The sequence below is a fragment of the Methylocaldum marinum genome (genome assembly GCF_003584645.1).
In the GTDB taxonomy this organism is placed as follows: Bacteria; Pseudomonadota; Gammaproteobacteria; order Methylococcales; family Methylococcaceae; genus Methylocaldum; species Methylocaldum marinum.
The window spans coordinates 1,627,494-1,642,499 of record NZ_AP017928.1; the positions used below are offsets into that span (position 1 = coordinate 1,627,494).

Sequence of the window (15,006 nt, forward strand, 5' to 3'; positions counted from 1 at the left end):
AATGCGCAGTTGCTCCGCGACTGCGCCCTCCCGCGCACGCCATGCCGTCGCGTTGACACTCCTTGCACTTCTCTCCGCCTGTGCGGTCGGTCCCGATTATTCCAAACCGGAGGTTGCCCCGGGCGCACAATTCGCCCATGCCGTGCTCCCTGAATTCAAGCGTGACGGTATCGAAGTGGCGTGGTGGAAGCAGTTCAATGATCCGTTACTGTCACAGCTGATCGACCGGGCGGTGAACAGTAACCTGGATCTCAAGGCAGCCGAAGCGAATCTTCGAGTCGCCCGCGCGCTATATCTGGAAGCCGGGCTGGACCTTCTTCCGACCATCACCAGCCACGCCAATTACACGACACAGAAGCGAAGTTTCGACGCCATGAACCGTCGGACCTTCGCACCCCGAGAGCTGGAACTCTTCAACGTCGGATTCGATGCCTTTTGGGAAGTGGATTTCTTTGGTCGGATACGGCGCAGTGTCGAAGCGCGCGACGCTGAAGTCGAGGCCGCGGAGGCCGACCTGCGCGACCTCCTGGTCAGCGTCATTTCGGAAGTGGCGCTCAATTATTTCGAACTGCGCGGACTGCAAAACCAATTGGATGTTGCACAGAAAAACGCCGACAACCAGGCGGCGACCCTGGAATTGACGCAAGCCAGACTTGAAGCCGGTCGCGGCACTGAGCTGGATACCTCCCGAGCAAAGGCCCAACTCGATTCGACTCTGGCGACGATTCCGCCGATTCAGAGCCGAATCCGGGAGACCATTCATCGCCTCGGCGTGCTCGTCGGCCAGCTTCCGGACTCGCTCTCGAATAACTTGTCCCCGCCCGCCCCGATGCCGACGATTCCGGAAACGATCCAGATCGGCGCGCCCGCTGATCTCATGCGGCGCCGCCCGGATATCCGCGTTGCCGAGCGTAATCTGGCTGCGGCGACCGCCCGCATCGGCGTCGCCACGGCCGATCTTTTCCCCAGGGTAACCTTCAACGGCACTATCGCCTTGGAGTCCCGCACACTTGCCGGGCTCGGCGCCTCCGGCACCGAGGCTTTCTCGGCGGGACCGCGCATCTCCTGGGCGTTTCTCGATCTCGGACGGGTCCGAGCCCGCATCAGGGCGGCGGACGCCAGCGCGGAAGCCAGGCTCGCGAATTATGAACAAACCGTGCTGAACGCGCTCGAGGAAACCGAAAACGCACTCGTCAATTACAATCGGAACCGTGCCCGCCGAGCCTTGCTCGCTTCCGCGGCGACAGCCAGCGAGCGGGCGCATGAACTCGCGCATTTACGTTTCGAAGACGGCATTTCGGATTTCCTCACCGTGTTGGACGCCGAACGCCGCCTGCTGCTCGACCAGGAACAACTGGCCCAAAGCCAGACGGTCACGGCAACCAGCCTGATAGCGCTCTATAAAGCGCTGGGCGGCGGTTGGGAAGTCTATGAACCCGGCGAAAATTCCGTGGCGACGCTTCCCGCCTCGACGCGCTAGTACATACTTCCGCCTACCGCCAGCCTTTGGAGCAAACCGGCAATGAAAGACGAATTGCTCTGCGAAGTCGACGAGCATGATCGCGTTCTCGGCCCTCGTGCCCGCGGCGAAGTGCATCGCCTGGGTTTACGCCATCGGGCAGTGCATATCCTGGTTTTCAGCGAAGCTGAGGACATACTTCTGCAAAAGCGCTCGAGGACCAAAGACATTAATCCGGGGCTTTGGGATACCTCCGCCGCCGGCCACGTGGACTGGGGCGAAAGCTATGACGACTGCGCAGCCCGGGAACTGAGCGAAGAGCTTGGAATCACGAGCCGTTCGCCTCTGCCATTCTTGTTCAAGCTGCCGGCTTCCGCGCATACCGGATGGGAGTTTGTTCAGGTTTATCGCGTAGTCCACTCCGGCACGCTGCGGCCCGACCCTCGGGAAATCGAGGAGTGCCGATGGTTTGCATGCAAGGATCTGGATGGCTGGGTCAGGGGACCCGGAATCGGACTGACAACGTCGTTTCGCCGGATTTGGCAAACCTATCGCGATATCGAAGCTCTGCGCTAGCCGTCCTCAGGCGCTATCCAGCCACGCCTTGAGCTTTACCAAAGCCAGCCTCGTCGAGTTGAATGCCAGTTCTTCCGGCTCGATGTCGCCGGCAGACACCAGCCGATAATCGGCCACATCATCGGCCGCCTTCAAGGCGTGGATTTCAGGTGCATCACAGACAAAAAATATGTCCGTGACTTTGTAAAGCACGCCACCGTATAGGTAATCGTTCGGCGCGCTGCTCAGGTAGCGATAATTAGTCGTTTCGATGTTCAACTCTTCGGAGATCTCGCGGCGCAACGAGTCTTCCACGGTTTCGTTGAATTCGATGAACCCGCCTGGAAGATCGAGCTTGCCTTTTGCCGGATCCCTCGCCCGCACGCATAGAATCAGCCGATCTTGATGGAAGACGAACGCACCCGCCGCCGCGCTGGTATTGAAGAAGAACTGGAAGCCGCAACGCCCGCATCGAATCGCGCGCTGTTCCCGCACGCTCAAACATTCGCAGCCGCATCGGGGACAAAACCGAAAAGCGTCGTACGGTCCCGGGCCGGGGTCGAGATCACCGAATGACAAACCCTCAGAATTCTGTAGTTTCATGGCTTCTTCGATGTTGAACGATACTCCGTTTGCATCCATCCGCGACAGACGGGGACTTTTCGTTAAAGGTTAGGCACCAGGCGGGCGATTTTGCCGTCGTCGGTGGAAAAATAAAGATAGCCTTCCGGCCCCGGCCTTACATGGCGAAAATGCATTCTCAGGTCATCCAGCAATTCTTCTTCCTTAACGACCTTGCTGTTCTCGTCTATCACCAGGCGCCGCAGGTGCTGTCCGCTCAAATTGGCCACGAACAGACTTCCTCTCCACCTCGGGAAAGCGTCCCCGGAATAAAAAGCGATTCCGGAGGGGGAAATGGACGGCACGTAATACGCGATCGGCTGTTCCATACCGGCTTTTTCGGTACCTTCGCCTATTTTCGGTCCCCAATACTCGCGTCCATAGGTAATCACCGGCCATCCGTAATTCGCCCCCGGACGGATCACATTGATTTCGTCGCCGCCTCGGGGCCCGAACTCGCTCTCCCACAATTCGCCCGTGACCGGGTGCTTCACCAAACCTTGCGGATTGCGATGACCATAGCTCCAAATCTCGGGTCGGGCATCGGGATTCTGCGCAAACGGATTGTCGCCGGGCACGCTACCATCCTCGTTCAGGCGCAAGATCTTGCCATTGTGGTAGCGCAAATCCTGTGCAAAATGCCGCTCGTTCCGGTCGCCTACCGAGATGAACAGCTTGCCGGAGCCATCGAACTCTATGCGCGAGCCGAAATGAATGTTGTTCCGGTTGGGCTGCCATGCACTGAACAGCTTCCGAAAATCCTTCAATTCCGAGCCCTCCAGCCTTCCGCGCCCGAGGGCCGTGGTCATTCCTTGATCCGCCGTTTTCGAATAGGTCAGATAAATCCAGCCGTTTTCATTAAACCCGGGATGGACTCTCACATCCAATAAGCCGCCTTGACCGGCCCGAGCCACCCCTGGCGTACCTTGCACGGTCTGCACCGACCTCGCTCCCGGATCAAGAATTCGCAACTGCCCGTCTCGTTCCGTAAAAACGATTCGACCGTCCGGAAGAAAATCGAAACCCCAGACCACGTCTTCCTGTTCGGCAAGGATTTCCACCGAAAACGGCTGTCCCTCGGATTCGTACGCGCCCTGCAACGAGCGAACCGTACTGAACCCGACGGCAACGATAGCCGCCACGATACCTAAGCGAATTCCGATGTCCTTTATCCTGCTCGCTTCAATTTTCACAGTGCCTCCGTATGGACTCGCGATCCGAAGCGCGTTGCGTCGATTGCTTAAGCCTAAGCTTTCCCACCCCCGGATCCTGAATAACCCAAGTTCCTCTCCCGTTCAAGGAAAAATGCGCTGACCGGCCGGCCCGCAGAATTCACATCCGCCGCCAGGTCGTACCTCCGGAGGAATCTTCCAATACGATACCCTGCTCCTTGAGCTCGCTTCGAATCCGGTCCGCAGTGGCCCAGTCCTTGTTCTTGCGGGCTTCCAGGCGCTCTTGAATTTTCTGTTCGATGAGTTCGTCACCCCACACGAACTCGGCATCGGACTCGACACCTCCCGAGGTTCCACGCGTCGGCGATCCGACTTCGGACTTAAGGAACGCTTCCGGATCCGTCTGCAGCAGTCCGAGGACTCCACCGAGGTGCTTCAGGACCGCCGCCAAGCTCTCCGCTTCATCGACATGCACATTTCGAGCCCGATTGATCTCGCGCGCTAAATCGAATAAAACGGCGATCGCTTCAGGCGTATTGAAATCGTCGTTCATCGATTCTTCGAATCGGGAACGAAACTCCCTGCCCCGGTTTTCCCCGGCGGAAACGGTCGATTCGCAACGCAAGCCGCGCAAGGCCGTGTATAGCCTGGTCAACGCGGCAGTGGCCTCGTCCAGATTTTCGTCCGAGTAGTTGAGCGGACTGCGGTAATGGCTGTTAAGAATGAAAAACCGCACCACTTCCGGGCGATAACGGGCCAGAACCTCGCGGACCGTAAAGAAATTGCCCAGGGATTTGGACATCTTCTCCTCGTTCACCCGCACGAATCCGTTGTGCATCCAAACGTTGACGAACTCTTCGCCGGTCGCCCCTTCCGATTGCGCGATCTCGTTTTCGTGGTGGGGGAACTGCAAATCCATGCCGCCGCCATGAATGTCGAAATGATGCCCCAGACAGCGGGTGGACATCGCGGAGCATTCGATATGCCAGCCCGGACGCCCTTTGCCCCAAGGCGAATCCCAAGCCGGCTCTTCCGGCTTCGCCCGTTTCCAGAGCACGAAATCCAGGGGGTCGCGCTTGGCTTCCTCGACTTCCACCCGTTCGCCCGCCCGGAGGTCTTCGATGTTCTTGCCGGATAAACGGCCGTAACCCTCGAATTTCGATACCGCGTAGAAAACGTCGCCGTTGTCTCCCACGTAGGCGTAGCCGCGATCGACCAAGGACTGAATCATCGCGAGCATATCGTCGATGGATTGCGTCGCGCGCGGCTCGATGTCGGGAGGCAGCACGCCCAAGGCACGCTCGTCTTCGTGCATCGCATCGATGAACCTGGCGGTCAGCGCTGCGATAGGTTCTCGATTCTCGTTGGCGCGCCTGATGATCTTGTCGTCGATGTCGGTGATGTTCCGGACATATGTGACTTGATAGCCGAGGTGCCGCAAATAGCGAACCACCATATCGAATACCACCATGACGCGGGCATGTCCCAAATGGCAGTAGTCGTACACGGTCATCCCGCACACGTAGAGCCGGACCTTGCCCGGTTCGATTGGGGTAAAGACTTCCTTGCGGCCGGTCAGGCTGTTGTAGATCTTCAGCATCATTCGGATTCGTAGGTGAATTCGGCTAATCGGCGATGTAGCCGGTGCGGGTCCAGCAATCGGTAAATCGCTCCGAGTTCCGGTCCGTCCAGACGTCCGGTCAAGCCGGCGCGGAGCGGCATGAACAGCGCCTTGCCCTTCGCGCCCGTCCTAGTCTTCAGCTCGCGCAGAAACATATCGAAATCGGCCTGCGCCGCGTTGGCGGCATCGATAGCGGAAAGAAAATAGGATTCTCCCGCTTGTGCGGCAGCTTCGGCGGCATCCGGATCGAGCTGCAACTCATCCGTGAACAGGATGCGTGCCCAACGGTCCGCCTGGTCCGGGAACACGCAGTTGCTGCGCACGATTTCGATGAACGCCGCAAGATGTTCCTCCGGAACGATGGCGGCGGTCTCCTTGCGCAGCCATCCCCCGAGCGTCTCGTCGTCAGCCGATCGGACCACCAGTTGCTGCCAGTGATCCAGATGGGCGACGTCGAACCGTGCCGGCGATTTTCCCAGGCGGGACAGATCGAAGTTCGCCTTGAGCGTTCGGAAATCCATGAGGTCGTCACAGTCGTAGTGGTGGCCCAGCCGGGCCAGCATGTTCAACAGGGCGCACGGAAAATAGCCTTCCTCGCGCAATTGTTTCAGGCTGCGGCTGCCGTTGCGCTTGGACAGGGGCGCTCCGTCGTCGCCCATAATCAGCGAAATATGGGCATACTGCGGTATCGGCAAGCCGAGCGCCGCAAGCACCAGCATCTGCCGGGGCGTGTTGGCGAGATGGTCTTCGCCCCGCAGCACGTGCGTCACCCCCATCAACGCATCGTCGATGGCGTTGCAGAAGAAAAATGCCGCGCTCCCGTCGGCTCGACGGATGATGAAATCGCCGATGTCGTCGGTAGCGAATTTCTGCGGTCCGCGCACGAGATCCTCGAATTCCACCGTTTCGTTCTTAGGTACTCGAAAGCGCAAGGTGGGCCGAAGTCCTTCGTCAAGCTTGCGGCTCACCTCGTCCGCGGTAAGGTGCGAACACTTGCCCGTGTAACGCGGCGGCTGACCGGAACTCAACTGGATCTTGCGCGAAATCTCCAGTTCCCGCGGCGAACAGAAACAGAAATAGGCGCGACCCTGCTGCTCGAGTTCCTCGTAATAACGCTGATAAATCGCGCCTCGACAAGATTGGAAGTATCGTTCATCCGGCTCGGCATTTTCTGGACCTTCATCCCAATTCAGGCCCATCCAGCGCAAATCGGCGATCAGTTCATCGACGAATTCGCTGCGGCTCCGCTCGCTGTCGGTATCTTCGATACGAAGCAGGAAACGGTCTCCGAATAACGCGCTGAACAAGGCCGTGCGAGCGTTGCCGAGGTGCATGAGACCGGTCGGACTGGGAGCGAAGCGAGACTTGGTCGATTTCATATCTGAGAAAGAATGAGGGATTATATTCGGCAAGCTTCTTGCCAATAGGACAATTTAGAGCAAGGCGTAACCTGCCGCAAGCGTAGAAAAGCTATGCTTCGTAGAGCGTTGCTTTCGGTTGACACAGGTGTTGCTGCTCGTCAACGACCGTTTGCACGAAAATCGCATGGTAAGCTTACCTTCGCTGAAATTTTCATTTATAGTATCGAGCCAATACAATTAGGACATTTCCGGCACCCGGTTAATCGAGCCTCAAGATTCGCGACCGTGCCGGACAATATGAGCATCTGATCATGTATATCCTCAGTCTGATTCTTTGGACACCCATCGTCGGTGCGTTGGTCATTTTGGCTTTACCGTCGCAGCAAATCCGCTCGATTCGGGCGGCCGCCCTGGGCTCATCGGCTGTCGTTCTGATGTTGACCGTTTGGCTTCTGTTTCAGTTCGACACATCCTCCCCGGCGATCCAATACCCCGAGAGCCGTCTCTGGAACGCGGAGCTCGGAAGTTATTACGCCCTCGGCGTCGACGGTTTTTCCCTGCCCATGGTTGTGTTGTCGGCTCTCCTTTGCCTGGTGGCGACGCTGGCGTCGGAAAGCGTGGACACTCGGGTCAAGGGATACCATTTCTGGCTGCTCGCCCTCGAGTTCGGGATGATCGGTGTCTTTCTCGCCCAGGATTGGGCTCTGTTCTACGTGTTTTGGGAGCTGACGCTGATTCCGCTGTTTTTCCTCATCGACCAGTGGGGCGGCAAGCGCAAACATACGGCTAGCCTCAATTTCGTCCTGTACACCATGGGCGGATCGGTGTTCATGCTGGTGAGCCTGTTGATGATTTTCACCGCGTCCTCCGAACACTCCACGACGATGGAGTCTATGCTGGCGGCCGCACGGAGCCTGCCCAGGGAGCAACAAATCTGGATTTTCCTGGGCTTTCTGATCGGGTTCGGCGTAAAAATGCCGGTATTTCCGATCCACGGCTGGTTGCCGCTCGCCCACGTGGAGGCGCCCAGCCCGGTAAGTATTCTGCTGTCAGGCGCACTTCTCAAAATGGGCGCTTATGGCCTACTCAAAGCGACCGGCATGTTGCCCGAGGCGGCTCTGGCGCTTCAGCCCCTGCTTGCAGGCATAGCCCTGGTCAGTCTCGTATACGGCGCACTGCTGGCCTGGCGGCAGACCGATCTCAAGGCCATGATCGCCTATTCCTCGATCAGTCATATGGGCGTCGTGCTGCTCGGCATTGCAGCACTCAACCAAGCCGGACTACTCGGTGCCGTGTTGCAGATGACCGCCCACGGTCTCATTGCCGGCGCGCTGTTCCTATTGATCGGTCTCCTCTACGAGCGCACCCACACGCGAGAAATTTCGGACTACAGTTCTCTGGTGCAAGTGACCCCGCGCTTCGCCTTTTTCACGACCCTGGCATTGCTCGCGTCCATGGGACTGCCGGGCTCCGCGGGTTTCGTGGCGGAACTTCACGCCATCATCGGCGGTTTCCAGCGTTTCGGCTGGATCATGGTCTTTGCGAGTCTCGGCGTGCTCATAGGCGCTTCCTACGCGATCCGGACCGCCGCCCGGCTGTTTACCGGCCCGATGCGGCCCGAAATGCAGAATGTCCGCGATCTGCGCAGCCACGAACTCGTTGCCGCCGGAGTTTTGGCGGCAGGCATCATGGCATTGGGCCTCGTGCCGGGCCCCATGGTGGCGTTGACGGACGCCGCTGTCAACGAACTCAGCATGATTTTCCATCACAAGACTTTCTGAGGAATCTAGCGTGCTATCGCCCAAATCGAAAGCTTCGAAGCTCGACGTCCGCCGGCGGCTGCAGGAGGCGGTCGATCACCTCGATCATGTCTTGCCGGGACAGGCGCCGATCCTGAACTTCGTGCATCACAACACCCTGCACGGATTTCAGCATCTCCCGTTCCGAGATGCCCTGGAATCCGTCGAGCGGCTGACCGGCATCCGAGGCTATCTGCCCGATGATGAATTCAGGAAGTTCTATGCCCAAGACCGCATTCTGGACGAGGATCTCGCCGCCGCCTTCGCCGAAACACCAGAACTCAAAAGCAACGAAATACTGCTTCGGATCGGTGATCGAACGATCCTGCGCCGCGACGTCCATCGCATCGACATGGCTTACGGCGTGGAAACCCTGACGCCGAGCCAATTGAACTGGCAAATCGAGGAAATGGCGGTGCTCGACCGGTTTCAAAGCGACGTCCCGCCCGAGGCGCGCCGCCGCCTCATGGACTCGGTCAAACAGGTGGCGGGAAACGCCGAAGCGTTACAGGAAAGCGCTCTGATCCGCGACTTGTGGAATGCCACATTAAAAGTTCTCGGATTGGACCAGACCTCACCGCACCCCGAAGACCTGACCGACCTCACGGTCCGTCAAGCCGAAAGCTTGTTGAACGAGTCCGGGCGATCATCCGGCGGCGCCAAGGCAAGCACCACCCTCGCGCGACAAAAGATGAAAGCGGAGGCCCGCGCACTCTCGGAGACCGTCTTCGCCAGCGTCGGCCACGGCATTTCGCTGCGCGGCCTGCTCCTTGCGTTGACCGGGCGGGACGTGCTCGACATGGTGCGGCCGATACTGATTCGCTTTTGCGCCTCCCATTTGGACGAGGGGCTGGCGGCCTGGCATGCGACCGACCGGAGGGAAGGACTGTATTCGGCGTGGCGTCGTTCCGCATCCTTCGATTTCTCGCTCGGCCTCAGCGATTTTCCGGATTGGCGGGAAGTCGTGTCGGCTTTGCCGGAACAGGCCGTCGATGCGGTTCATGCGGAACTGGTCCGGATGGGCCTTCCGGAAGACCGCTGGGAAACTTACTTGGAGCGGATCGCCCTGGAGCTCCCCGGCTGGTCGGGCATCATCAATTGGCGGCAGCATCATCCCGATTACGAGGCCAATCTGGAATCGCCCGTCTCTCTCATGGATTATCTCGCCTTTCGATTGGTCCTGGACCGCATCATGATCGAAGGACTTTGCCGAGAAATCTGGGATATCGCCGGTACTTGGCCGTCTCTGCGCGCCTATTTCGAACGGAACCCGTCCGAATTCCTCGTGCGCCACGCACTGTTCGATGGCGGTCTGCCCGAGTACCTGGCGGACTCCGCACAGCAGTTGGTTGCCGAATCACGGCCCGGAAGCTTCGATCGCGAGCGCTGGTGGTCCGTAGCCGATATGATCTCGACCTGGAAGCACAGCTCGCTGGCGGAAAAACCCCAGCGGCTGACGATTTACAACAGCGGCTGGCGGCTGTTCCGTTTGGCTCAGCACCTGGGTCTTTCGGGCCGCGATGTGCGTTCGCTTTCGGTGCAGACCTGTGAAGCCCTCCTCGCCGCGCTGAACGATTTGTCTCCGTCCCAGCGGGGTTATCTTTGGCTCATCGCCTATGAAAGGCGTTATCGGGAAGAATTGTTCAATGCCCTGGCCAACAATCGAGGCCGTGGCCGCTGGGCGAAGCGGGATGACCGCCCGCAAGCGCAAGTCATCTTCTGCATCGACGACCGCGAGGAAGGCATTCGACGCCATCTCGAGGAATTGAACCCGCAGATCGAAACTTTGGGCGCCGCCGGCTTTTTCGGCGTACCGATCAACTGGCGAGCTCTGGACGACGAAAAGGTCACCCCGCTGTGTCCTGTCGTGGTCACGCCCGTCAACGAGGTGCGCGAAGTTGCCCGCCCGGATGAGGACGATCGACTTGCTCACCACAATCGACGCCTAAGCCTTCGTCAGCGGATCGGAGCGCTGTTCAACCAGGAGATTCGGCGCAATCTCGTTTCTTCTCAGATCTTGATCGATCTGCTTGCACCGGGCGTATTGCTCCCGCTGATCGGCAAAGTGTTTTTCCCCGCCCGGCAAACCGCTCTCGTTCAACGCGCGGATGCTCTCTTCGTTCCCGAGGTGCCCACCGAACTGGTCGTTACGGCAGCAAACGATAGCGCTCCTGCGAGCGTGGAACGTCCGCGCCTCGGCTTTACCGACTCGGAACAGGCTGACCGGGTTGCTGCGTTCTTGCGCGCCACCGGTTTGACCTATGGTTTTGCGCCATTGGTGATCCTCATGGGACACGGATCGATCAGCCAGAACAACCCGCATCTCGCCGCCTACGACTGCGGCGCTTGCAGTGGCCGTCACGGCGGACCCAACGCGCGGGCTTTCGCCGCCATGGCGAACCGTCCCGAAGTGCGCCGCTTGCTCGCCGAAAAAGGCATCAGCATTCCGGACGATACCTGGTTCATCGGCGCCGAGCACAACACCTGCAACGAGGACATCCTCTGGTTCGACCTGACGGATCTCCCGCCGGCCGCGCGCCCCGCGTTCGGCAAGCTCAACAGCGATCTCGATGCCGCACGGCGCCTTTCGGCCCACGAGCGTTGCCGGCGACTGGCCTCCGCCCCACGCAATCCGACGCCGGACACGGCGCTCGCGCATATCGCCGAGCGTGCCACCGATTTCAGTCAAGCCCGCCCCGAACTCGGGCACGCCACCAATGCCGCCGCATTCGTCGGAAGGCGGTCATTCAGTCAGGGTGTGTTTTTCGACCGCCGAGCGTTCTTGATTTCCTACGATCCGACTCAGGACCCTCTCGGCAACGTACTCGAAAACGTATTGCTGGCGGTGGGTCCTGTCGGAGCCGGTATCAACCTCGAGTATTATTTTTCTACCGTGAACAACGAGCGTTTCGGCTGCGGTACCAAGGTTCCCCATAACGTAACCGGGCTTTTCGGCGTCATGGAAGGCGCGGCCAGCGATCTCAGGACCGGCCTTCCGAGGCAGATGATCGAAATCCACGAAGCCATGCGTCTGCAAATCGTCGTGGAGCACAAGACCGACATCTTAGCTGCGATTTACGAGCGCCAGCCATCGTTGCAGGAGTTGATCGGCAACGGCTGGGTGCTGCTGTCCGCTATCGATCCGGAGACCGGAGAGATCTCCATGTTCGTGCCGGGCCGGGGGTTCGTCGCTTGGACCCGGGAGCTTCGTCCGCTACCCACAGTCGAACGTTCCCCCACCTGGTACGCCGGACATACCGAACCGGTGCCTCCCGCCCTGATTCGACAGCCGTCGTCGGGAGGTGTTCATGTTTGATTGGATCGTGCCGCTGGTCCCGGGCTTGCCGATTTTGGCGGCCTTGGGCATAGGCGTCGGCATCCTATCCGAGCGTATCGCCGGCGAACCGGGAGAGCGCCCCACCGCCGCCATCGCGGTCGGGGCAGCTTTGATCTCTTTTATATTGACCATCGCGGTGTTCTGGTGCCGCCAGGCAGAACTGATTTCCGAGCAGCTCGTGCTCGGGACCTGGCTGGCCAGCGGCGATTACCTCGTCAACCTCAGCTTCGCACTAGGAAACCTGAGTCTCGGCTTGTCGTCGCTGTTCGCATTGTTCTCGCTTATGGTGGCCAGATTTTCGGTGAATTACATGCACCGAGAAGCCGGTTTCCATCGTTTTTTCCTGGTCCTGTCCCTGTTCGCTGGTGCCATGCAGCTGCTGATATTGGCCGGGAATGCCGTATTCACCTTTATCGGCTGGGAATTGGCAGGCGTGTGTTCCTATCTCCTCATCGCCTACGCCTATGACCGGCCGGTGGCCTCCGCCAACGCGACCTACGCTTTCGTAACCAATCGGATCGGCGATGCAGGCTTCACCTTGGGAATTTTCCTGGCCTTCGTCTGGACCGGAGGCGTCGAATGGCCGCAAATTACTCAAGGCGCTGCAGCGCTCGATAGTTCTCAAGCCGGTCTGATCGCGATCTGCTTTCTATTGGCGGCCGCCGCCAAGTCGGCCCAAGTGCCGCTTGCGCCCTGGGTCGCGCGCGCGATGGAAGGACCTACGCCGTCCAGCGCCATTTTCTACGGCGCCGTGATGATTCATGCGGGCGTTTTTCTGGTGTTGCGACTGCAGCCGGTCTTCGAAGCGGCGCCCGCCGCCATGGCCATCATGGCGGCCATGGGTCTGGTGACGGCTCTTTACGGTTTCGTTTGCGGATTGACGCAGACCGACGTCAAGTCCGGGCTGATTTTCTCCACCACGGCACAGGTCGGCCTGATGTTTCTGGCTTGCGGCCTAGGCTGGTGGCAGTTGGCTGCCTGGCATCTAGCTGCTCATACGGTACTACGCGGATACCAGTTCCTGACCGCACCGGCGCTGATGCATCGCATCGTCGGCCATCCGCCCCGGCCGGTGCCGGCCTTCGCCGGGCGTTCGCGCTGGCTTTATACGGCCGCGTTACAGCGCTTTTGGCTGGAACAGTTCGGCCATCAGGCTCTTGTCAAACCGATCGCTCGCGTCGCCGCGGATTTGAACGTATTCGACCGCCGGGTCGTGGAAGAGATCGTCGGCCTGCCCGCACCCGCCATGCGGGGGCTCTCCGCCCTGGCCGAACGGGAGGAACACCATCTCGGCGCCGGTTATCGTACCGACGGACGCCGGGTCGGCGGCCTGCCCGGCATCGTGACCGATCTCTTCGCTTCCGCTTTCCACTGGTTCGAGGAGCGCCTGGTGCTGCAAGGCATCGGCATGGATCTCGTGACACTGGGGCGCCGCTTCGGCATGCGGCTCAATCGCCTGGAATCCATCCTGGCCCAACCACGCTACCTGATTCTTTTCGTCTTTTTCACTCTGCTAGCCACCGTGTAAGAACCTATGGTCGCTGAAATCAACTGGGCGACGCAGTCCGCCTTTCCTATCCTCAGCACGATGATCTTTCTGCCCTTGATGGCGATGGGCGCTGCTTATTTCGCCGAGTCTCAGCGACGTGCCTTTATCATCGGGCTGGTCGGCTCGGGCCTCGAACTCGCCCTGACGGTTTATCTGCTGATGGCCTTCGACGCCGGCACCACCCATTTGCAATTCGCCGAAGATTTGGCGCTGCTGCCCTTCCTCCATTACCACTTGGGCGTCGACGGCTTGAGCGTACTCTTCGTTTTCGTTACGGCGCTCTTGAGTTTCCTGCTCATGCTCTACGGGGAAATCACGCCCGAGCGCAAGTCGCCGGGGCTGTATGTCGCCAGCCTGTTCGGATTCCAGAGTGTTCTGATTGCACTCTTCTTGACCGTCGATCTGCTTCAGTTTTGGTTCCTGGCCTGTCTCGAACTCGTGCCGGCCTCGTTCATCCTGCGCCGATGGAGCACCGCTTCCGCGGATGCTCCCGCAGCCGTCCGGATCCACATGCAATTCATGTTGAGCGGCCTGGTAATGCTCTTTCTCGGCATTCTCGCCCTGGGCTGGAATCATGCCCGAAGCGCCGGCGAGTGGTCGTTCGCGCTCGGCGAACTGCTCGAAACGCTGCCTCCGCATAACATTCAGTCCGCAGCGTTCATACTGCTGTTTTACGGCCTTGCGATCCGCATGGCGCAGTTTCCTTTTCATGCCTGGCTGCCCCAGGTCTCTCAGCACGGAACGCTGGCAACCATAGGTGTGTTCATGGTGGGCGCCAAAGTGGGCGTATACGGATTGTTGCGCTTCGTGCTGCCGCTGCTGCCCGACGCGGTTCATACCTTGAAGCCTGTCGTTATCGCCCTGGCTTTGGCGGGCATGTTCTACGGAGCTCTGATGGCGCTGATGCAGTTGAATCTGAGACGGCTTTTGGCCTTCGCGGCGGTCAGTCATACCGGCATGCTGGTGGTCGGTGTGTTCTGTCTCAATTCCGAAGGTTTGGCCGGCAGCTTGCTGCTTTCGGTTAATTTCAGCATCGCCGCGAGCGGTCTGCTGTTCGCCACGGGTTTGATGTTCCGGCGTGCCGGCAGTGCCTTGCTGCCGCGCCTCGGAGGACTGTTCGATCTCATGCCCCTGCTGGGAATCACGTTTCTGGTCTCCGCCTTGAGCACCATGGCGATGCCCGGAACGCCCGGCTTCGATGCCGCCCATCTTCTCTTGGAAGGCTCGATCGAAGCCCATGATTGGGGCATTACCATTGCCGTGGCCACCGGCAACGTTCTGGCCGCCGCGTTTCTGTTATGGGCTTTCCAGCGTGCATTTCTGGCCCAGCGCAAAACCGTATTACAGCGACCGAAAACCCGGCTTACCGCTCCCGAGGCGACGCTCAACGGCGTGGTCTGTGCCGTTTTGCTGGGCGTCGGCTTCTATACCGAGCCCTGGGTCCAGATCGTGAACGAATCCGTAAACGAATTGGCGCAACGCTTTGAGCGTTTCGAAGAAAAAAAACATTGAGTTCGAATAAACAATTGTCG

The 15,006-nt window shown here is 59.4% G+C and carries 10 protein-coding genes; 6 read left to right on the top strand and 4 right to left on the bottom strand.

Going from position 1 to position 15,006, the window contains the following annotated elements; genetic code table 11:
• The first annotated feature begins 1 nt into the window (after position 1).
• Together sS8_RS07030 and sS8_RS07035 are read left to right on the top strand one after the other, a co-directional pair.
• Complete coding sequence (locus sS8_RS07030) at positions 2-1,480, top strand: efflux transporter outer membrane subunit (protein ID WP_119629022.1); 1,479 nt, start codon at positions 2-4, stop codon at positions 1,478-1,480.
• A gap of 42 nt (positions 1,481-1,522) precedes the next feature.
• The gene (locus tag sS8_RS07035; RefSeq protein ID WP_119629023.1) at positions 1,523-2,035 is read left to right on the top strand and encodes an NUDIX hydrolase; all 513 of its coding nucleotides are present in this window, start codon (positions 1,523-1,525) and stop codon (positions 2,033-2,035) included.
• Between the two features lie 6 nt (positions 2,036-2,041).
• Here sS8_RS07035 and sS8_RS07040 read toward each other — a convergent pair whose 3' ends face one another.
• The 4 genes from sS8_RS07040 to gltX form a co-directional block, all read right to left on the bottom strand.
• Positions 2,042-2,617: an NUDIX domain-containing protein gene (locus sS8_RS07040; protein WP_170160980.1), complete on the bottom strand. Its 576-nt coding sequence runs from the start codon at positions 2,615-2,617 to the stop codon at positions 2,042-2,044.
• A gap of 62 nt (positions 2,618-2,679) precedes the next feature.
• A complete protein-coding gene (locus tag sS8_RS07045) occupies positions 2,680-3,828 on the bottom strand; it encodes a PQQ-dependent sugar dehydrogenase (RefSeq protein ID WP_170160981.1) in 1,149 nt (382 codons plus the stop codon).
• 139 nt (positions 3,829-3,967) lie between these two features.
• Positions 3,968-5,407, bottom strand: coding sequence for a cysteine--tRNA ligase (cysS, locus tag sS8_RS07050; protein WP_119629026.1), 1,440 nt, complete (start codon positions 5,405-5,407; stop codon positions 3,968-3,970).
• Positions 5,407-6,807 carry a glutamate--tRNA ligase gene (gene gltX, locus sS8_RS07055; protein WP_119629027.1) on the bottom strand — a complete coding sequence of 467 codons (1,401 nt, stop codon included), beginning with the start codon at positions 6,805-6,807 and terminating at the stop codon, positions 5,407-5,409. The genes cysS and gltX overlap by 1 nt, the downstream gene beginning before the upstream one ends.
• Positions 6,808-7,100: 293 nt before the next feature.
• Between gltX and sS8_RS07060 the strand changes: the two genes are divergently transcribed.
• The 4 genes from sS8_RS07060 to sS8_RS07075 are packed head-to-tail and all read left to right on the top strand — an operon-like array spanning position 7,101 to position 14,986.
• Complete coding sequence (locus sS8_RS07060) at positions 7,101-8,570, top strand: complex I subunit 4 family protein (RefSeq protein ID WP_119629028.1); 1,470 nt, start codon at positions 7,101-7,103, stop codon at positions 8,568-8,570.
• A gap of 10 nt (positions 8,571-8,580) precedes the next feature.
• A complete protein-coding gene (locus tag sS8_RS07065; protein WP_119629029.1) occupies positions 8,581-11,904 on the top strand; it encodes a DUF2309 domain-containing protein in 3,324 nt (1,107 codons plus the stop codon).
• Positions 11,897-13,453: an NADH-quinone oxidoreductase subunit 5 family protein gene (locus tag sS8_RS07070; RefSeq protein WP_119629030.1), complete on the top strand. Its 1,557-nt coding sequence runs from the start codon at positions 11,897-11,899 to the stop codon at positions 13,451-13,453. The genes sS8_RS07065 and sS8_RS07070 overlap by 8 nt, the downstream gene beginning before the upstream one ends.
• A gap of 6 nt (positions 13,454-13,459) precedes the next feature.
• Positions 13,460-14,986 (top strand): complex I subunit 4 family protein, encoded by a 1,527-nt coding sequence (locus tag sS8_RS07075; protein WP_119629031.1) that lies wholly within the window; start codon positions 13,460-13,462, stop codon positions 14,984-14,986.
• The last annotated feature ends 20 nt before the right edge of the window (positions 14,987-15,006 follow it).

Excerpts from the sequence above, each read along its gene's own strand:
- sS8_RS07030 (WP_119629022.1), top strand. The coding sequence starts at position 2 with ATGCGCAGTTGCTCCGCGACTGCGCCCTCCCGCGCACGCCATGCCGTC.
- sS8_RS07035 (WP_119629023.1), top strand. The coding sequence starts at position 1,523 with ATGAAAGACGAATTGCTCTGCGAAGTCGACGAGCATGATCGCGTTCTC.
- sS8_RS07040 (WP_170160980.1), bottom strand. The coding sequence starts at position 2,617 with ATGAAACTACAGAATTCTGAGGGTTTGTCATTCGGTGATCTCGACCCC.
- cysS (WP_119629026.1), bottom strand. The coding sequence starts at position 5,407 with ATGCTGAAGATCTACAACAGCCTGACCGGCCGCAAGGAAGTCTTTACC.
- gltX (WP_119629027.1), bottom strand. The coding sequence starts at position 6,807 with ATGAAATCGACCAAGTCTCGCTTCGCTCCCAGTCCGACCGGTCTCATG.
- sS8_RS07060 (WP_119629028.1), top strand. The coding sequence starts at position 7,101 with ATGTATATCCTCAGTCTGATTCTTTGGACACCCATCGTCGGTGCGTTG.
- sS8_RS07070 (WP_119629030.1), top strand. The coding sequence starts at position 11,897 with ATGTTTGATTGGATCGTGCCGCTGGTCCCGGGCTTGCCGATTTTGGCG.
- sS8_RS07075 (WP_119629031.1), top strand. The coding sequence starts at position 13,460 with ATGGTCGCTGAAATCAACTGGGCGACGCAGTCCGCCTTTCCTATCCTC.